Genomic DNA, 18,341 nt, shown 5'->3' with positions numbered 1-18,341 from the left:
TCAGCGGCGCGCGAACCTCAGCGTGATCAGCTCGAACGGGCGCAGCGACAGCTGGACGCCGCCCTCACTCAGCTCTGGTGCCACCGCGTCGGCCAGCGGCCGCTCCAGCAGGTCGGTCACCGCGAGGCCCTCGGCCTCGAAGCCGGTGGTCAGCCGGGCCCTGGCGCGGCCGCCCGTCGACTCGTAGAGCCGCACGACGAGGTCGCCGCTCGCGTCGTCCGCCAGCTTGACGGCGCTGACCACGACCGCGTCGTTGTCGACGGCCACCAGCGGGGCCACCTCGCTGTCGCCCGCGATCCGGCGCTCCGGCAGGTTGATCCGGAAGCCCTCCCGGACCGCGTCACCGATCGCCGCGCCCGGCGCGAGCGCGTGCCGGAAGCGGTGCACGCCCTGGTCGGTCTCCGGGTCGGGGAAGCGCGGGGCACGCAGCAGCGAGACCCGCACGGTGGTGGTCGTGCCCGCGTCCGAGTCCCGGACGGTGCGCGTCACGTCGTGCCCGTACGTCGAGTCGTTGACCAGGGCCACGCCCCAGCCCGGCTCCTCCAGGTGCACGAAGCGGTGGTTGCACGCCTCGAACTTGGCCGCCTCCCAGCTGGTGTTGGTGTGCGTCGCCCGGTAGAAGTGCCCGAACTGGGTCTCGGAGGCGTACCGCTCGGCGTGGATGTCCAGCGGGAACGCCGCCTTGAGGAACTTCTCCGTCTCGTGCCAGTCGACCTCGGTGTCGATGTCGAGCCGCTTGACGCCCGGCGCGAGCGTCAGCAGCTGGGTGACCTTCGATTCACCGAAGCCGCGCACGATCCGTACGGCGACGGCCTCCCCGTCGTGGACGGGGGTCAGCTCGTCGAGGTCCGTCAGGTCGGTGACGGTGTTGCGGTAGAACTCGTCGACGTCCCACGCGTCCCACATGTTCGGGAAGTCCGGGTGGATCTGGAGCAGGTTCGCGGCCCGGCCCGGGGCCACCGTCTCGCGCCCTGCGGCGAGGTCGTACGCCGAGACGACCAGCCCCCGGGCGTCGATCTCCACCCGGAGCAGCCCGTTGTCCAGGACGAAGCCGCCGCCCTCCCGCGGGGCGAGGGTGGCGCCGTCGGCGGCCGTGAGGGCGCCGGCCGCACCGGCCGGGACACCGCCGCGGGCGTGCGGGGCGGAGTTGAAGAGGAGGGTGCCGCCCGTCGTGGCGTCACCGGCCAGGGCGCGCTGCGCGGCGTCGACGATGCCGTTGAGCTCCTCGGCGACGGCGGCGTACGTCTTCTCCGCCTCGCGGTGCACCCAGGCGATCGACGAGCCGGGCAGGATGTCGTGGAACTGGTGCAGCAGCACCGTCTTCCAGATCCGGTCCAGCTGCTCGTACGGGTAGGCGGCCCCGGTCCGCACGGCGGCGGTGGCGGCCCACAGCTCGGCCTCGCGCAGCAGGTGTTCGCTGCGGCGGTTGCCCTGCTTGGTCTTCGCCTGGCTGGTCAGCGTCGCGCGGTGCAGCTCCAGGTAGAGCTCGCCGACCCACACGGGTGCGTTGGGGTACTCGGCCTCCGCCTTGGTGAAGAAGTCGGTGGGCGTCTCCCAGGTGACCGTCGCGGACCCTTCGAGGCTGCGCAGCCGGGCCGCCTTGGCGATCATCTCGCGGGTGGTGCCGCCGCCCCCGTCGCCCCAGCCGGTCGGCGCGAGGGAGTGCTGGGCGACCCCCTTGTCCTTGAAGTTCTTCGCCGCGTGGGCGATCTCGCTGCCCTTCATCGAGCAGTTGTAGGTGTCGACGGGCGGGAAGTGCGTGAAGATCCGGGTGCCGTCGATGCCCTCCCACTGGAAGGTGTGGTGCGGGAACTTGTTGGTCTGGCTCCAGGAGATCTTCTGCGTGAGCAGCCACTTGGAACCGGCGGCCTTGATGATCTGCGGCAGCCCGGCCGCGAAGCCGAACGTGTCGGGCAGCCAGGCCTCGTCGTTCTCGATGCCGAACTCGTCGAGGAAGAACCGCTTCCCGTGCACGAACTGGCGGGCCATCGCCTCCGAGCCCGGCATGTTCGTGTCGGACTCGACCCACATGCCGCCGGAGGGCACGAACCGCCCGTCCGCGACGGCCTGCTTGACCTTGGCGTAGACCTCGGGGCGGTGCTCCTTGATCCAGGCGAACTGCTGGGCCTGCGACATCGCGAAGACGAAGTCGGGCTCGTCCTCCAGAAGGGCCGTCATGTTGGACGTCGTACGCGCGACCTTGCGCACCGTCTCACGCAGCGGCCACAGCCACGCGGAGTCGATGTGCGCGTGGCCGACGGCGCTGATGCGGTGCGCGGAGGGCTGCGCGGGCGCCCTGAGGACGGCGGCGAGCTGCTCGCGGGCGGCGGCCGCGGTGCCGTTGACGTCCTGGAGGTCGACCGTGTCCAGGCAGCGGCCGACGGCGCGCAGGAGGTCCCAGCGGCGGGCGCCGTCCACCGGCAGCTCCTGCATCAGCTCACCCAGCACCTCCAGGTCCTGGACGAGGTTCCACACGTTCTCGTCGAAGACCGCGAGGTCCATCCGGGCCAGCACGTACTGCGGTTCGCTGCCCGCGGTCTCCTTGTCGCCCAGCCGGGTCGGCAGGAAGGGGTGGTAGTCGAGGATGACCGGGTTGGACGCGGCCTCGATGTGCAGCAGCACCTCGTCGCCGCCCTCGGCGGGCGCCCCGACCCGCACCCACTGGTTGCGCGGGTTGAGGCCCTTCACCGGGGTGCCGTCGGGGCGGTAGACGAGGCCCTCGCACTGGAAGCCCGGCATGTTCTCGTCGAAGCCGAGGTCGAGCAGCGCCTCCACCGTCCGCCCCGCCCACTCCTGCGGGACCGTCCCGGAGACCCGGAACCAGCAGGTGCCCCACGGAGCGCCCCAGCGGTCGCCGACCGCGATCGGTTCGGTGGCGGCGGCCAGGCCCTCGGCGACCGGGACCGGCTCGCCCGGAGCGTTCCAGACGGCGACGTCCAGCGGTACGGATTCCGGGTATACGGCCGGCCGGATGCGCTCGTCGAGGACGCGCTTCAGACGGGCTTCGACCAGGGTGCGGTCGTCGTGCATGAGGGTGGCTCCGTTGTGAGGTGGGTGCGGGTGGGGGTGCCGGCGGTGCCCGGCGGGGGTTACCAGCGGTGCGTGGTGGTGGCGGCGCCGGACGTCGTGTAGAGCTCGCTCACGGCCCTGACCTGGAAACGAGCGGCTTTCTCGGCCGGTTCCCGGCGAACGCCCGGCACGAAGAACGCCGTGCCGCAGGTGCCGCCGAGGAAGCGCCGGGTGCCGTCGGGCAGGACGCGGTGCAGCTCGTAGTGGCGCGGGTTGCCGGGGGCCCGGTGCCAGCGCAGCCGCAGTCCGGTGCCGTCGCTTCCCGGGGACGCGCCGGTGACGCGCAGTGCGCTCGGCGCGGCCGGGGCCGGGACCGCGCCGTCCCGTACGGCCAGGGCGCCGAGCCGCCAGCGCACCGGACCGGCCGCCGTGAGGCGTACGCCCAGCGCGCGGACCGTTCCGGCCAGGGAGTGCGGCCGGAGCACGGAGGTGGTCCAGCCGGCGCAGCCCGCCCGTAGTTCGCCCGCCGGGACGTACGTGTACGCGATCGGGTCCCCGGGCCGCTCCGGCTCGCGCCGGGCGACGGCGAGTTCGACGGTGACCGGCCCCGATCCCGCGTCGGTGCGGTGGGTGAGCTCGACGACGGTGTGCCGGGTGAACGGCAGCCGGGTGCCGTACAGCCCGACGGTCACCGGGGCGTCGAGCTCGCCGTCGACCAGCAGGCTGCTGCCGCCGTGCCAGGCGTCGTCGAAGTCGAAGGCCACGGACGGGGTCCGGCCCCCGGTGCGGACCACCCAGCGCCGGCCGGGCAGGCGGTCCTGGAGGCCCAGGTGGTTCCACTCGGCGGCCGAGGTGATCCGGCCGTTCTCGTACCAGCGCAGCCCGTGGCCGGTGTTGAACGTGCTGGCGAACGGCAGCCGGTCGACGGTAGAGCGGTCGGCCACCGCCGTCGCGGGGGCCCGCCAGCCGCCGGCCGGGCCGGGGCGGGCCGGGTCGAGCGACTGCCCGGTCCAGAACTGCTGGTCGGCGGCGTGGAACTGGGCGGGGGTGCGGCCTTCGGGGAGGTGGTTCAGGGTCCACTCGGGCCGGTAGAAGCCGTAGCTGACGGTGTGCGGGCGGTCGGTGGGAATGATCGCGTCCCAGTCCACCGACCGGTTCCAGCCGGTCGATTCGACGTCGACGCCCGCCCAGAGCTCGTAGCGGCTGCGGCCTGCGGTCTCGGCCCTCTCCCCGGAGGCGGCGAGCGTCCCGGGGGTCCAGCGGAAGTCCACGAACATCGAGTCCGCCTGCTCGAACAGCGCCTCGTTCTGCGCGTTGAGCGCGCCCTGCCAGCCGACCTCGCCCCGGACCGTCATCGCGTCGTACCAGGTGATCCGCAGACCGGCCGACCGGCCGCGCGCCCGCAGGTCGGTGACGAAGGCGAGCATCTCGGCGCCGAGCGCGGCGTCCCCGCCCTCGGTCTCCGCGTTGATGAACCAGCCGTCGAAGCCGTACGCGAGCGCCGCCTCCACCAGCTTCGCGGCCAGCGGGAAACGGCCGGCGGCGTCGCGCTGCACGAGGTCGCGCGTCCACCGCAGGTCACCGCCGTGGTGCACGGGCGGCAGGAAGACGGTGCCGAGCACCGGCACGCCGTTGCGGTGCGCCGCGTCCACCACCGGGGCGTTGGGCGCGAGGATCAGGCCCTCGCCGGCCGAGCCGCCCCAGAAGACGAGTTCGTCGATGTACGCCCAGTGGTTCAGGGCGTAGTGGTCGGCGGTCGCGGAGCCCTGGGAGGGGTTCCCCGCGGTGTTGCCGAACGCCACCAGGGAGCTGATGCGCGCCTGGCCGGCGCGGGCCGTCGGGTTCACCGGGACGGGCGTGAACCGGTCCGCGAGCGGCACCGACGCCGTGTTGAACGGCAGGTCGGGGTCGCTGGCGGCGCGCCAGGCCTTCAGGCTGCGCCAGGTGACACCGTCGCCGGGCTCGCCGGCCGGCAGCGAGTCCGGGAACCAGTAGGAGGCGTACGGCTGCCGCCCGCCCGGTCCGGTGGGTGCGGCGGAGGCGGCGGAGGCCGGCGCCAGGAGGGCGGCGGCGGTCCCGGCGCCCGCGAGGACCACGGTGCGGCGGGTGGGGGCGGCCGGACGCGGCAGGGGGCGGTTCATGGTGTGCTCCGTATCGTGTGAGGTGCGATTCCGGTGCTGGGCAAGGTGGTTCGGGCGGGTGGCGGCGCGGTCATCGGACCTGTTCGGGCGTGACGACCTCGGTGATGGAGCGCGCGGCCAGGTGCTCCCGGTCCCCGGCCCTGCTCGCGAGGACGGTCGTGGGGCGTACCCCGTCGGCGGTGAGCCGGGCGAAGGCCTCGAAGACCGCGCCGCCGGGGGCGCAGGTGGAGCGGTGGGGCGCGGTCGTGTCGTCGCCGGTGTCGACGACGAGGGCCGTGGTGCGGGGCGCGGGCGTCCGGGTCCGGCCGCGCTGTTCCCCGACGGTCTGCGCGATGGCCCGTCCGGCCGGTTTGACCTGCCGGTCGTTGGTCAGCAGGCCCAGCCCGTACTCGAGTTCGGGGAAGTCGGCCAGGGAGCGGGACACGTCGTGGGAGCACCACCAGGTGACGCCCCAGACGTCCTCGCAGTCCAGCGCGTTCTCGACGGTCGCCGAGGTGAACGCGGCGGCGTGCTCGGCCGGGATCAGCGGGGCGGGGGCGCCGACCTCCTGGAGCCAGACCGGGCGGTGCGGGTCCAGCGCCCAGGCCTTGGAGAGCTCGATCAGGTAGGCGGCGTGGTGCTCGGTGGCGGTGCCGGTGCGGCCGTGGCGCTGGGCGGTGCCGTTGAAGACCCAGGAGTGCACGGCGGTGACGGCCCCGATCCGGGCCGCGTGCGCCGGGGTGAAGGCGTGGTCGTCCTGGTACCAGGCGGCGTCGTACTCGGCGTGCAGGTGGAGCTTGCCGGGCGCCCCCTCCTCGCAGGCCTCAAGCATCCGGGTCAGCCAGCTGCCCGCCTGTTCGGGCGTGATGCGGTCCGGGTCGGGGTGCGGGTCCCCGGAGAACTGGTTGATCTCGTTGCCGAGGGTCATCCCGATGAAGTTCGGCCGGTCCGCGAGGGCGGCGGCCAGGGTGCGCAGGTACTCGGCCTGCCCGGAGAGCACGTCCGGGTCGGTGAAGAGGTTGCGCCGGTGCCAGGTCCCGGTCCAGGCGGGCAGGAAGTCGAAGCTCGACAGATGGCCCTGGAGCCCGTCCACGCTGACGTCCAGTCCGCGCTCGGCGGCGGCGTCGGCCAGCTGGACGAGCTGCTCGACGGCGCGCGGGCGGATCAGGGTGCGGTTGGGCTGGAAGAGCGGCCAGAGCGGGAAGACCCGGATGTGGTCGAGGCCGAGACCGGCGATCGAGTCGAGGTCGGCCCGTACGTCGTCGAGGTCGAAGTCCAGCCAGTGGTGGAACCAGCCCTGGCTGGGCGTGTAGTTGGCGCCGAAGCGAAGCGGGGAGGAGCTCATGGGGAACGGGGTCCTGGTTCTGTGGTGCGGGTGGCGGCGGGTCGGTCAGCCCTTGACGGCGCCTTCGCCGACACCCCGGAAGAAGAAGCGCTGCAGACCGGCGAAGAGCACGATGAGCGGGAGCACGGCGATGATCGTGCCCGCCGCGACGAGGCGTTCGTCGTTCGCGAAGGTGCCGTGCAGGTAGTTCAGCCCGATGGTCAGGGTGAAGTTCTCCGGGTCGCTGAGGACGATCAGCGGCCAGAGGAAGTCGTCCCACGAGCCCATGAAGGCGAAGATCGCGACGACGGCGAGGGTCCCCTTGACCGAGGGCAGCGCGATCCGCAGGAAGCGCTGCCAGACGTTGGCACCGTCCACAAAGGCCGCCTCCTCCACCTCCTGGGGGAGGTTCAGGAAGGCGTTGCGCATCAGCAGGACGTTCATCGCCCCGATGGAACCCGGCAGCAGCACCCCGAGCAGGGTGTTGTTCAGGCCGAGATCACGCATGGTGGTGAACTGGGCGATGATGATGCCCTCCACGGGCACCAGCATGGCGAGGATGAACGCCAGCGTCGCGGCCCGCCGCCCCCGGTAGCGCAGCCGGGCCAGCGCGTAGCCGGCCAGTGCGGCGCCCACGCAGTTGGTGACCACGTTGGCGGCGGCGACCTTGAGGGAGTTGAAGGCGTAGTCCCACACCGGGATGGTGTCGGCGACCCGGCTGTAGTTGTCCAGGGTGGGATGGCTGGGGAAGAACTTCGGCGGTGAGCTGAAGATGTCCTCGCCCGGACCCTTCAGGGACGTCGAGAGCTGCCACAGGAACGGTCCTACGGTCAGCACCAGTACGGCGAGCAGCAGCACGTAGCGCAGGACGAGCTGCCAGGGCGCGATGCGGCGTCCCTCGGCGTCGGTGGTCTTCAGGATGCTCACGCGTCCTCCTTGCGGTCGGCGCGCAGCACCAGGAGCATCAGGCCGACGGTGACGACGAAGATGACGACGGAGATGGCGGAGGCGTACCCGACCCGCCCGGTCAGTCCGGTGCCGACCCGCTGGACGAGCATCACCAGGGTGGTGTCCTCGCCCGCCGGTCCGCCGGAGGGGCCGGCCATCAGGTAGACCTCGGAGAACACCTTGAAGGCGGAGACCGAGGAGAGCGCCGCGACCAGCACCATGGTGGAGCGGATGGCGGGGACGGTGACGGTGAAGAAGCGGCGCACCACCCCGGCACCGTCGACGGAGGCCGCCTCGTGCAGCTCGCGCGGCACGTTCGACAGCGCGGCCAGGTAAATGATCATGTAGTAGCCCAGGCCCTTCCAGACCGTGACCGCCATCGCGCTGCCGAGCAGCAGCCACTGGTCGCTGAGGAAGCCGACCTTGCCGATGCCCACGGCTTCCAGGAGCGAGTTGACCAGCCCCCGGTCGTCGAGCATCCATACCCAGATCAGGCCGACGACGACGATGGACGCGACGACCGGGGTGTAGAAGGCGGAGCGGAAGAAGGTGATGCCGGGGATGTGCCGCTGGACGAGCATCGCCAGCAGCAGCGGGAGGATGACGAGGGCCGGGACGACGACCAGTACGTACAGCGCGCTGTTGCGCAGGCCGGTCCAGAACATCTCGTCGTGCAGCAGTTCCCGGAAGTTCGCCAGGCCGACGAACTTCCCCGGGACCAGGGTCCGCCGGTCGGTGAAGGCGTTGACCAGCGTGCTGAAGAACGGGTAGAGGCTGAACGCGCCGACCACGATCAGCCCGGGGGCCGCGAACAGCCAGGGGCTCAGGGGCAGATGGCGGCTGATCCGGCGGACCGGTCCGGGGGTGGGCGCGGCCGCCGGCGTGGGGACGGGGGTGAGGGCCGGGGCGGAGGCGGGGGTAGTCACGAGGGGGCTCAGCTCTGCTGCAGCAGCCGGTCACAGGCCTTGACAGCGTTATCAAGGGCTTCCTTGGGGCTCTGCTTTCCCTGCAGCGCCTTGGCGATCTGGTTGCGCAGCTCGGTCTTCATCTGCTCGCTGAACAGCACCGGCGTGTAATTCTCCGCCGTCTTCAGGGACTTGGCGGCGGCGACCCGGACGCGGGTCTCGTCGGTGCCGTCCTCCTTGGTGAAGTACGGGTCGTCGAGCGATCCGGCGGTGCTGGGGAAGATGGCGACCTGCTTCGCGAACTCCATCTGCCGGGTCGCGTCGGTCATGTAGTGCGCGAAGGCCACGGCGGCGGGCTGCCGCTTGGTCTGGGCGTTCACCATGACGCCCATGACGTACATGTTGGCCTTGCCGGTGTTGCTGACCTGGTCGGTGATGCCGATGTTCTTGTAGAGGCTGGGCGCCTGCTTCTTGAAGTTGGCCAGGTCCAGCGCGCTGCCCGGGTTCATCGCCACGGACTCGGTGAGGAACTTGTGGCCGGACGACTCGGGCGTCGCGGTCAGCGCCTGCGCGTCGAGCCCCTTGGCGTCGTACAACTCCTTGTAGCGGGTGAGCAGTTCGACACCCTTGGCGTCGTTGAAGGCGAAGCCGGTGCCTTCCTTGTTCATCAGCTGTCCGCCGTAGCGGCCGAAGTCCTCGATGGTGGGCACGTTGGCGAGGGTGGCGACCTTGCCCTTGCTCTTCTCGGCCAGCTTCAGTCCGTCCGAGAAGACCTCGTCGTAGGTGGACGGCGGCTTCTGCGGGTCGAGTCCGGCGTCCTTGAGGAGGCGCTTGTTGTAGAACATCGGGCCGGTGTTGAGGTACCAGGGGAAGGCGAACGTCCCCTGCGTGCCCGGTATCTGGTGGCTCTGCCAGGCGCCCGGCAGGTATTCCTTGCGGTACTTGGAGGCCGCCTTGTCGAGGTCGAGCGCGATGCCCGCCTTGGCCAGCGGGGCCACCAGGTCGGGCGAGACGTTGACGACGTCGGGCAGGGTGCCGCCGGCCGCGTCCGCGCTGATCTTGTCCGCGTAGCCCTCGCCGGGCCGGTCGACCCACTTGACCTCGGTGCCCGGGTACTTCTTCTCGAAGTCCGCGATCACGCCGTTGAAGTAGTCCTTGAAGTTCGCCTGCAGGTTCCAGGTCTGGAAGGTGATCTTCCCTTCGACCTTGCCCGAGGCGCCGGACGAGCCCGAACCCGATCCGCCGCCACAGGCGCTCAGCGGCAGGACGGTGGCGAGGACGGCGGCAGTGGCGACTGCTCTGCGAGAGATGCGCACGGTGAACGGCTCCTTTGCTCGGACCAGGCGTGCGGACGGCGTACCGGAGGTCACCGACCGGCCGGATGCGTTCGCCCAGCAGACCCTGCAATGCGCGTGGAGGAAAGTCAATACATTCTCTTCAATCAGGCCACACCTTTCGGCATACATGCAGCTCAGAGCCTTGTTGAGATGCATTGAAGATCGATTACTAATGCGCTTTAGGTGTCTGTAGCTCAAGCGCATTAGTTGTCTGAGCGCTTCGCTCTCGACCAATGGCCCACAAGGCCCTACGATGCCCCCGGGGGAGAGCGAACCCGACGACCCATGAGCCACAGGGAACGCAGGAGAGAGGCACTCGGTGACACCGAAGGGGCCGCCGGCCGGGGACACCTCGCCGGCCAGACGGACGCCCGCGCGACGGCCGACCATGAAGGACATCGCCCAGCGGGCCGGGGTGTCGGAGAGCGCGGTGTCCTTCGCGCTCAACGACCGCCCGGGGGTCTCGGCGGTCACCCGGGACCGGATCCGGCGCGTGGCCGAGCAGTTGGGCTGGCACCCGAGCACCGCCGCCCGCGCACTGTCCGGCGAGGGCTCGGCCACCGTGGGTCTGGTGGTGGCCCGCCCGGCGGCGAACCTGGGCGTGGACTCCTTCTTCCTCCAGCTGATCTCCGGCATCCAGGAGGTCCTGGCGGAGCGCCGGCTCGGGCTGCTCTTCCAGGTGGTGGAGGACGTGGCGGCCGAGTGCGCGGTCTACCGGCGCTGGTGGGCGGAGCGGCGGGTGGACGGGGTGCTCGTCGTGGACCCGCGCACCGACGACCCGCGCGTCGGTCTGCTGGACGAACTGGGCCTGCCCGGCGTCGTCATCGGCGCCCTGCCCGGCAGCGACACCGGCCCCCACCCGGGCCTCTCGCAGATCCGCGCGGACGACGCGGGAGCGATGGCGGCCGTCGTCGGACGGCTGCACGAACTGGGCCACCGGCGCATCGTGCACATCGCCGGACTGCCCTCACTCGCGCACACCGACCGCCGCATCCGGTCCCTGCGCATCGAGGCCGACCGGCGCGGACTGACCGAGGCCCACTCGGTGACCACGGACTACTCGGACACCGAGGGCGCGGCGGTGACCCGCCGGGTACTGGAGCACGGCACCCCGCCGACCGCGATCGTCTACGACAACGACGTGATGGCGGCGGCCGGGGTGGCGGTCACGGCCGGCCTCGGCCTGCGGGTCCCGGAGGACGTGTCGGTGGTGTCGTGGGAGGACTCCGCGCTCTGCCGGCTGACCGCCCCGTGGCTGACCGCGCTGTCCAGGGACACCGTCGCGTTCGGGCGGCTCGCGGCGCGGGAGCTGACGGCGCTGCTCGACGGCGGCACGGCGCACACCATCCAGGTGCCGCTGCCCCGGCTCATCGAACGGGGCAGCACGGCAGCGGTGAACGGCGGCTGAGGAGAGGCACTGACGCTCAGGAGCGGGACGGCCCGCGCAGTTCCTCGTTGAGCCGGAGGGCCTCTTCGAGCTGGTCCTCCAGGATCACGATGCGGCAGGCGGCGTCGATCGGCGTACCCCCGTCGACGAGCTCCCGGGCACGGGCGGCGATGCGGAGCTGGTAGCGGGAGTAGCGGCGGTGGCCGCCCTCGGACCGCAGGGGGGTGATCAGCCGGGCCTCGCCGATCGCACGGAGGAATCCGGGGGAGGCGCCGATCATCTCCGCGGCGCGGCCCATGGTGTAGGCGGGGTAGTCGTCGTCATCGAGACGATCGGCGGGATGCGCAGGGTTTTCGGGGGGCATGGGCACCTGCCGCGTGTCGCCGACTTCGTTGACCGGAAGGGAAACTCTCGTTGTGCGAGCCATCGTCTCTATCATAGCCGCGACAGATTTCCCTGGCCGGACGGGGGAAGTTATCTGAGGGCGCCGCCCCGGGGCCGCCCGTGCGCGACCCCCGTCGCAGGGCGCGCCAAGAACACTGACCGGCGGGTCAGTTGATGACTGACTGCCGTCGGGCCATAATGCACACGTAGCCCTTCACGCATCCCCCGTCGTGAAGGGCTACACCCCTATGCGCGAGACCGGGTGCCCGAGACCCCGCGGGCCTCGCCCGTCACGGAAGGCACCGGTCCACCGCACACGCCGTCACCGGACTTCATGGGCAAGGGGCTCCCCTCGTGGCCCCCTGCCCATGTTTTTTCGAGTTAACAGTGACGTAGAGTATTTGCGCAACCCTACTTCCGCACACCGGCACGGGATGTGCCGCTACGTCCCTGTTCGGTATGTGCCAACGGCTCCCCGCACTGGGGACGGCGGCCCCGGGTTGGTTACAGTACGAGCCCGTTGACCGAATCGGACACCGCGCGGCGCCGGACAGGGACCGGGCGGGTACGGGACACGTGGGGGGCCGGATGGACAGCGCCGAAGAACGCGCGCCGGAGCTGCGGACGTTGCGGCAGAAGGTCGAGTACATGGTCGAGAAGACCTTCCCCGGCCGGAAGATCTCCGGACGGGTCTTCGCCGACCTGGTCAAGGAGCGCGGCGGGTCGCTCTCGCACAGCTACTTCTCCAACATCCTGGCCGGCAAGGTCACCCAGCCGTCCGAGGACATCCTCAAGGCGCTCGGCCTCGGCTTCGGTGTGGACTGGCGCTTCTTCAAGGAGGAGTCCGAGGTCGTCGACGACGTCGTGGACGGTCTGCAGTTCCTGGCCAAGCGGCGCACCGGGGACATCAGCGGGCTGGCCGGCCGAGGCCTGGACGAGGACGGACTGCCCCCCGAGCTGCTGCAGTTCGCGCTGTCCCTGCTGGAGGACGCGAAGAACCGGCAGCGCCCGGCCGACGGCGGACCCGAAAGGTCCTAGGCGATGTCCCTGCGCGAACTGCGGAAAGAGTGCGAGGCCGGACTCGCCGGGCTGCCCCTGCCCGCCCCCTTCACGGTCGAGGGGCTGGTCGCGAACATGGAGGCGGCCGGCGGCCGCACCATCGTGCTGCACGAGATGCCCGACCGGCTGGCCCGGGTCAACGGCGCCTGCGGGCTGCGGCTGAAGGCCGGCGGGACCAGCTTCGTGCTCTACCGGCGGCGCCCCACCGCCTACCAGACCCAGCACGTCATCCTGCACGAGCTGTGCCACGAGTGGTTCGACCACGGCACCTCGCTGGACGCCGAGCAGCTCCAGCGGCTGCTGCCCGTCTTCGACACCTCGCTGATCTCGCGGGTCGTCGGCGCCGACGCGCTCCGGTCCCCGGACGCCGTACAGGCCCGCGCGCAGTACGACACCCACGACGAACGCATGGCCGAATTCGGTGCCTCGCTCATCCCCCGGATGGCCAGGGACGTGACGAGCGATGACATGGTGGGGCGGCTCGCCAACTCGCTCTCCCTCCCGGTCGCCCACCGCCGCCGCGGCCTGTTCCGCCGCACGTAGCACCGGATCGACGCCCGCCCCGCTGCCGAACCGTTTCCCCCCACCGCCGCCGCCCCACCCTCACCCGCCCCTCACCCGCCCCTCACCCCCACCCCGAGGACTCCGCCGTGACACCGCTCGACCTCGCCGGCTACCTGATAGCCGGCCTGATGACAGCCGTCGCCCTGTGGCGCATGCCGGCCGCCCTGCGGGGCGACGAGGAGGACAGACGCCGCCGGGCCCTGTGGGGCTGCTACGCGGGATTCGCCGCCGCCCTGTGGACCAAGACCCGGGTCGTGCGCATCGGTCTCAACGACAGCTCGGTCACCGACCTCTCGGTGCTGATCAAGCACTACACGGCGACCATCGCGATCCTCGCCATCCTCAGCTACATCGTCGCCATCTACGGCCAGTACGCCGACGCCGGTGACATCCCCCGGCACGTACGGTTCGCCCGGCTGATCCAGCAGGTCGCAACCAAGGCGTCCGTCGCCACGCTGGTGCTGCTGACGGTGCTCTTCTTCACCGTCGTCGACCGTTCCGTCCCCTCGGACCGGTTCGTCGCCGACCACGCCGGGCAGTGGGGCGCGACGCTCTACATGAGCGTGTTCTACCTCTACCTCGGCACCGCCTCCGCCGTCTGCGCCTACCAGTGGGCGCTGGCCACCGCGAGCGCCGGGCAGCGCCGGCTGCGCATCGGCCTCGGCATGATGACGTTCGCGATGTTCATCGGGGTCGGATACACCGTCAGCCGGACGCTGTTCCTCTGGGTGAGCGTGATCGACAGGCCGAGCGAGTCCTTCGCGCTGGACTTCGACGAGATCACCGAGGCCTCGCAGGTGGTGCTGTTCGCGTTCTTCGCGGTGGGCGCCTCCATCCCCGCCCTGGGCAACGTCCGCCGCCGCGCGAAGCTCTGGCGCGCGCAGGTGCGGCTGCACGCGCTCTGGTACGAGCTGATGGCGGCCTTCCCCGACCAGCCCTTCGACCCCCCGGCCTCCCTGGTCCGCGAGCTGACCCGGTTCGGCACCCCGGCGGACCTGCGCATCGACCGCTGGGCGGCGGACATCGCCGACGCGGTGGAGAAGCTGCGCCACTACGCCCCCGGCACCCTCCTCGCCGCCGCCGGGGCCGCCGCCGAGGCCCGGCCCGGCGACCGGGACCGGACTGGCCCGCTCACCGACGCGTACTGGATCAAGGCCGCGCTCGTGGCCCACGGCGACGGCGCGGCCCCCGGGGAAGCGGCGGCCGTCGGCACCCAGCACGCGACCGACCAGGACGGCGAGGTCGCCTGGCTGGTCCGGGTCGCCGCCGCGTACCGCACGGTCACGGCCGAACGCGCCCGCCAGGTCCTGGAGTCCTCCCGCACCGGGCCGGAGCCGTCCGGAGCCGAGTCCGCCGGAGCAGCAGCAGCCAAGGAGCAGAGCGCATGAGCACCACCGACACCACCGACACCGCCGATGCCTCGGGGACGGCGCGTACGGTCACCGACGTCTTCCAGCCACGTAATCTCCTGCTCGCCGGGATGCTCGCGACCGGGTTCGCGGCGGCCGGTGAGTGGACGGGGCTGCTGTGGGGGCTGCTCGGCGCCCTGTGCGCGGGGATCATTCCGGCCGGCTACATCGAGTGGGAGCGCGGGCGCGGCACCTGGGGCGACCGCCATGTCGTCGACCGCACCAAGCGGGCCCCGATCTTCTTCGTCATCCTCGGCTCCATCGGCATCGGTTCGGCCGTCATGGTGCTGGGCGGCGCCCCCTCCGGCATCCTGACGGCGATGCTCGGGCTCTGGGCGATGACGGTCGTCCTGCTGGCCGTCAACACAGTCTGGAAGATCTCGGTGGACGCGTCGGTGGCCTCGGCCGTCGTCGCCCTGCTCGCCGTGGTCCACTCGCCGTGGTGGCTGTTCGGGTACGTGATGACGGCCACCGTGTGCTGGTCCCGGGTCGCGCTCGGGTACCACACGGTCGGCCAGGTGAGCGCCGGAGCCGCGCTGGGAGCGGCCACGGCGGGCGCGTTCCTCTTCGGCTGAGCACCCGCCGGGTGACCGGGCCGCGTCCCGCCGAACGGGTCCGGTTCTTACGGCCCTGTGACGTGCCGTCCGCGCAACCGCGCCCGGGGCCCGCGGCGCCCTAACGTGGCCGTCATGCGCGTACTGGTCACCGGCGGAGCCGGGTTCATCGGGTCGGAGATCGTCCGGACCCTCACATCGGCCGGGCACGAGGCGGTGGTGCTCGACGCCCTGCTCCCCTCGGCCCACGGCGACGCCCCGGACCGGCCGGCCGGCAGCGGGTTCGTCGTGGCGGACGTGCGCGACCGCGAGGCCGTGGACCGGGCGCTGCGCGGCATCGACGCCGTGTGCCACCAGGCGGCGATGGTCGGCCTGGGCAAGGACTTCGCGGACGCCCCGCTGTACGTCGGGTGCAACGACCTCGGCACCGCCGTACTGCTCGCCGCCTCGGCCGCCGCCGGGGTGCGGGACCTGGTGCTCGCCGGATCGATGGTCGTCTACGGCGAGGGCCGCTACGAGTGCCCGCGCCACGGGCCGGTCCGGCCGGGCCCGAGGGCGGAGTCCGATCTGGCGGCGGGCCGGTTCGAGCCGCTCTGCCCGTCCTGCGGTACGGAGCTGACCCCGGGTCTCGTCGGCGAGGACGCGCCCGTTGACCCGCGCAACGTGTACGCGACGACCAAGCTCGCGCAGGAACACCTCGCCTCCTCGTGGGCGCGTGCCACGGGCGGGCGGGCGGTGTCGCTGCGCTACCACAACGTGTACGGGCCGGGGATGCCGCGCGACACCCCGTACGCCGGGGTCGCCTCGTTCTTCCGCTCGTCGCTGGCCCGGGGCGAGTCGCCGCAGGTCTTCGAGGACGGCGCCCAGCGGCGGGACTTCGTCCATGTGCGGGACGTGGCGGCCGCGAACGCGGTGGCGCTGGAGGCAGTCACCGGGCTCCGGCCGGGCAGCTTCGCCGCGTACAACACCGGGAGCGGGGAGCCGCACACCATCGGTGAGATGGCCTCGGCCCTGGCCTCGGCCCACGGCGGCCCGGCCCCGGAGATCACCGGTGAGTACCGGCTCGGGGACGTACGCCATGTCACGGCCGACTCGCGGCGGCTCCGCGACGAGCTGGGCTGGAAGCCCTCGGTGGGCTTCGCGGAGGGGATGGCGGAGTTCGCCTCGGCCCCGCTGCGGGGCATGGCGGCGAGCCCGGCCCGCTGACCGGGCCCGCCGCCACGCGTGGGCTCACGCCACCGGCAGGGTGACCTCGAAGCAGCAGCCGCCGGTGACGTTGCGGACCTCGGCCCGGCCCGCGTGCGCCTCGACGATCCCGCGCACGATGGCGAGCCCGAGGCCCGCGCCGGCCGGGGGCGTACGGGCGTGGCTGCCGCGCCAGCCGGTGTCGAAGACCCTGGCCAGGTCCTCCTCCGGGATGCCGCCGCAGCCGTCGGTCACCGACAGGACCACGCCGCCGCCCGTGCGCTGGGCGGCGACCGCGACGGTGCCGTCGGCGGGGGTGCGCCGGATCGCGTTGATCAGGAGGTTGCCCAGGACCCGGCTCATCTCCTTGCCGTCGACCTCGACCGGCACCGCCTCGATCCGGTCCCCGACCAGCCGTACGCCGTGCTCGCGGGCCAGCGGGTCCGCGCCGGCCAGCGCGTCGCCCACCAGGTCGTACACCGAGATCCGGGTGGGGCTGAGGGTGAGCGAGCCGGCGTGGATGCGGGAGAGCTCGAAGAGGTCGCCGACCATGTCGTTCATCCGCTCGACCTCGGTCCGTATCTGCCGCAGATAGCGCTGCGAGTCGACGGCCATGCCGTCCTCCAGCGCCTCCGACATGGCCCGCAGTCCGGCGAGCGGGGTGCGCAGATCGTGCGAGATCCAGGCGACGAGCTCCCGCCGCGAGGTCTCCAGGGCGCGTTCGCGCTCGCGTGAGCTGTCGAGCTTGGCGCTGGTGGCGGCCAGTTCGCGGGTGAGGGCGGCGAGTTCGGCGGTGGCCGGGGCGGCGGGGGCCGCGAAGGTCCCGCCGTCCCCGAACGACCGGGCGGCGAGGGTCAGATCGCGGCTGCGCGCCGCCACCCAGCGGCCGAGCAGTATCGCGGTGGCGAGCGAGACGACGGCGGCCATCGCGACGACGGTCGTGACCACGGAAAGGTCGTGCGGGGACAGGAACATCGCCCAGGCGACGGCCAGCGTCCCGGCGAGCATCGCGGTCACGGCGACCGAGGCGACCACGGTCAGCGAGACGACCAGCGAGCGGTGCCGGAAGAACCGCAGGACGAGCGCGCCGAGCAGCCCGGCCGCGGCCGCGCCCAGGAACGCGAACAGCGCGATGAGGAGTATGTCGGTCATGAAGGCGCTCCGGGTGAGCCGTGGGCGCCGGACACCCAGGAGGAGCCGGCCGGGCCGGCCGGGCTGGTGGGGGCGGTGGGGGCGGCCGGGTCAGCCGGGGCAGTCGGGTCGGCCGGGTCAGCCGGGTCAGCCGTACCGGTCGGCAGGTCCAGCCGGTAGCCCACCCCCCAGACGGTACGGATCAGTTCCGGGCGGGCCGGGTCCGCCTCGACCTTGCCGCGCAGCCGGCGCACATGGACCGTCACCGTCGACAGGTCGCCGAAGTCCCAGCCCCAGACCTCGCTCATCAGCTCCTCCCGGGTGAAGACCCGGCCCGGGTGGCGCAGCAGGAAGGCCAGCAGGTCGAACTCGCGCAGGGTGAGGGCCAGCGCCCGGCCCTGCCGGGTGGCGCTCCTGGCCACCGGGTCGAGGACCAGGCCCGCGCCCTCGAGCAGCACCGCCCGCCCGGCGGGTACCGGGTCCGCGGTGGCGCGGCGCAGCACGGAGTCGACGCGCAGGACGAGTTCGCGGGGGCTGAACGGCTTGGTGACGTAGTCGTCCGCGCCCGTCTCCAGGCCGAGGATGCGGTCGTCCTCGTCGCCGCGCGCGGTCAGCATGATGACCGGCACCCGCCCGTGCGCCCGCATCCGGCGGCAGACCTCGAAGCCGTCCATGCCGGGCAGCATCAGGTCCAGCACCACCAGGTCGGGGCGGCGCCGGGCGAAGCACTCCAGCGCCGCCGGGCCGTCCGCCGCGCGGGCCACCTCGTAACCGGCGCCGGTCAGGTACCCGGCGACGACCTCGGAGACGGTCGGGTCGTCGTCCACGACGAGGACGCGGCCGGGGGCGGGCGCGGGAACGGGGCCCGGGGCGGGGGCGGGGGCGGGCAGGGGTGCGGGACCGGGACCGGGAGCCTCGCTCGCGGCGCCCCGGCCCTCGGACTCCGGACGGGCCGGCGTGGCGGGCTGCATGACTCCACCCTGGCACCCGACCCCCGCGCGCAGGACGCGCGGACACCGCCACAC

General features: G+C 72.3%; 15 protein-coding genes. 6 read left to right on the top strand and 9 right to left on the bottom strand.

Annotation, left to right across the window (positions count from 1 at the left end):
• The 6 genes from EDD93_RS11350 to EDD93_RS11325 form a co-directional block, all read right to left on the bottom strand.
• Window positions 1-3,030: a glycoside hydrolase family 38 C-terminal domain-containing protein gene (locus tag EDD93_RS11350; RefSeq protein WP_123525038.1), complete on the bottom strand. Its 3,030-nt coding sequence runs from the start codon at window positions 3,028-3,030 to the stop codon at window positions 1-3.
• A 59-nt stretch (window positions 3,031-3,089) separates the two neighbouring features.
• Window positions 3,090-5,150, bottom strand: a complete 2,061-nt coding sequence (locus tag EDD93_RS11345; protein WP_123525037.1) for an endo-beta-N-acetylglucosaminidase — start codon at window positions 5,148-5,150, stop codon at window positions 3,090-3,092.
• A gap of 70 nt (window positions 5,151-5,220) precedes the next feature.
• Window positions 5,221-6,474: a glycosyl hydrolase gene (locus EDD93_RS11340; RefSeq protein WP_123525036.1), complete on the bottom strand. Its 1,254-nt coding sequence runs from the start codon at window positions 6,472-6,474 to the stop codon at window positions 5,221-5,223.
• Between the two features lie 45 nt (window positions 6,475-6,519).
• A complete protein-coding gene (locus EDD93_RS11335; protein WP_123525035.1) occupies window positions 6,520-7,380 on the bottom strand; it encodes a carbohydrate ABC transporter permease in 861 nt (286 codons plus the stop codon).
• Window positions 7,377-8,327: a carbohydrate ABC transporter permease gene (locus EDD93_RS11330; RefSeq protein WP_398903338.1), complete on the bottom strand. Its 951-nt coding sequence runs from the start codon at window positions 8,325-8,327 to the stop codon at window positions 7,377-7,379. Before EDD93_RS11330 ends, EDD93_RS11335 begins: the two co-directional genes overlap by 4 nt.
• Window positions 8,328-8,335: 8 nt before the next feature.
• Entirely contained in the window at window positions 8,336-9,622 is a 1,287-nt protein-coding gene (locus EDD93_RS11325) for an extracellular solute-binding protein (RefSeq protein ID WP_123525034.1), read from the bottom strand.
• Window positions 9,623-10,031: 409 nt separating this feature from the next.
• Here EDD93_RS11325 and EDD93_RS11320 point away from each other — a divergent pair, with 409 nt between their 5' ends.
• Window positions 10,032-11,051: a LacI family DNA-binding transcriptional regulator gene (locus EDD93_RS11320; RefSeq protein ID WP_123525033.1), complete on the top strand. Its 1,020-nt coding sequence runs from the start codon at window positions 10,032-10,034 to the stop codon at window positions 11,049-11,051.
• A gap of 16 nt (window positions 11,052-11,067) precedes the next feature.
• On the opposite strand, the gene EDD93_RS11315 is transcribed toward EDD93_RS11320, so the two are convergent.
• Window positions 11,068-11,394, bottom strand: coding sequence for a MerR family transcriptional regulator (locus EDD93_RS11315; protein WP_123525032.1), 327 nt, complete (start codon window positions 11,392-11,394; stop codon window positions 11,068-11,070).
• A 608-nt stretch (window positions 11,395-12,002) separates the two neighbouring features.
• On the opposite strand from EDD93_RS11315, the gene EDD93_RS11305 reads away from it, so the two are divergent.
• The 5 genes from EDD93_RS11305 to EDD93_RS11285 all read left to right on the top strand — a co-directional run bounded on the left by EDD93_RS11305 (window position 12,003) and on the right by EDD93_RS11285 (window position 16,206).
• Window positions 12,003-12,452 carry a hypothetical protein gene (locus tag EDD93_RS11305; RefSeq protein ID WP_123525030.1) on the top strand — a complete coding sequence of 150 codons (450 nt, stop codon included), beginning with the start codon at window positions 12,003-12,005 and terminating at the stop codon, window positions 12,450-12,452.
• Between the two features lie 3 nt (window positions 12,453-12,455).
• On the top strand, window positions 12,456-13,016 hold the full coding sequence (locus tag EDD93_RS11300) for a toxin (RefSeq protein WP_123525029.1): 561 nt from the start codon (window positions 12,456-12,458) through the stop codon (window positions 13,014-13,016).
• Between the two features lie 107 nt (window positions 13,017-13,123).
• On the top strand, window positions 13,124-14,425 hold the full coding sequence (locus tag EDD93_RS11295) for an MAB_1171c family putative transporter (protein WP_123525028.1): 1,302 nt from the start codon (window positions 13,124-13,126) through the stop codon (window positions 14,423-14,425).
• Window positions 14,422-15,021 carry a hypothetical protein gene (locus EDD93_RS11290; protein WP_123525027.1) on the top strand — a complete coding sequence of 200 codons (600 nt, stop codon included), beginning with the start codon at window positions 14,422-14,424 and terminating at the stop codon, window positions 15,019-15,021. Before EDD93_RS11295 ends, EDD93_RS11290 begins: the two co-directional genes overlap by 4 nt.
• Window positions 15,022-15,135: 114 nt before the next feature.
• Window positions 15,136-16,206: an NAD(P)-dependent oxidoreductase gene (locus EDD93_RS11285; protein WP_123525026.1), complete on the top strand. Its 1,071-nt coding sequence runs from the start codon at window positions 15,136-15,138 to the stop codon at window positions 16,204-16,206.
• 24 nt (window positions 16,207-16,230) lie between these two features.
• Here the strand turns inward: EDD93_RS11285 and EDD93_RS11280 are convergent, their stop codons facing one another.
• Together EDD93_RS11280 and EDD93_RS11275 are read right to left on the bottom strand one after the other, a co-directional pair.
• A complete protein-coding gene (locus EDD93_RS11280; RefSeq protein WP_123525025.1) occupies window positions 16,231-17,337 on the bottom strand; it encodes a sensor histidine kinase KdpD in 1,107 nt (368 codons plus the stop codon).
• Entirely contained in the window at window positions 17,334-18,287 is a 954-nt protein-coding gene (locus EDD93_RS11275; RefSeq protein WP_123525024.1) for a response regulator transcription factor, read from the bottom strand. Before EDD93_RS11275 ends, EDD93_RS11280 begins: the two co-directional genes overlap by 4 nt.
• Window positions 18,288-18,341 lie beyond the last annotated feature (54 nt).

The sequence above is a fragment of the Streptomyces sp. 840.1 genome (genome assembly GCF_003751445.1).
In the GTDB taxonomy this organism is placed as follows: domain Bacteria; phylum Actinomycetota; class Actinomycetes; order Streptomycetales; family Streptomycetaceae; genus Streptomyces.
This window is presented reverse-complemented; position numbering and strand designations above follow the sequence as displayed.

Coding starts and splice junctions, on each gene's coding strand:
- EDD93_RS11275 (WP_123525024.1), bottom strand. CDS start 18,287: ATGCAGCCCGCCACGCCGGCCCGTCCGGAGTCCGAGGGCCGGGGCGCC.
- EDD93_RS11320 (WP_123525033.1), top strand. CDS start 10,032: ATGAAGGACATCGCCCAGCGGGCCGGGGTGTCGGAGAGCGCGGTGTCC.
- EDD93_RS11305 (WP_123525030.1), top strand. CDS start 12,003: ATGGACAGCGCCGAAGAACGCGCGCCGGAGCTGCGGACGTTGCGGCAG.
- EDD93_RS11300 (WP_123525029.1), top strand. CDS start 12,456: ATGTCCCTGCGCGAACTGCGGAAAGAGTGCGAGGCCGGACTCGCCGGG.
- EDD93_RS11285 (WP_123525026.1), top strand. CDS start 15,136: ATGCGCGTACTGGTCACCGGCGGAGCCGGGTTCATCGGGTCGGAGATC.
- EDD93_RS11315 (WP_123525032.1), bottom strand. CDS start 11,394: ATGCCCCCCGAAAACCCTGCGCATCCCGCCGATCGTCTCGATGACGAC.
- EDD93_RS11280 (WP_123525025.1), bottom strand. CDS start 17,337: ATGACCGACATACTCCTCATCGCGCTGTTCGCGTTCCTGGGCGCGGCC.
- EDD93_RS11350 (WP_123525038.1), bottom strand. CDS start 3,030: ATGCACGACGACCGCACCCTGGTCGAAGCCCGTCTGAAGCGCGTCCTC.
- EDD93_RS11290 (WP_123525027.1), top strand. CDS start 14,422: ATGAGCACCACCGACACCACCGACACCGCCGATGCCTCGGGGACGGCG.
- EDD93_RS11345 (WP_123525037.1), bottom strand. CDS start 5,150: ATGAACCGCCCCCTGCCGCGTCCGGCCGCCCCCACCCGCCGCACCGTG.
- EDD93_RS11340 (WP_123525036.1), bottom strand. CDS start 6,474: ATGAGCTCCTCCCCGCTTCGCTTCGGCGCCAACTACACGCCCAGCCAG.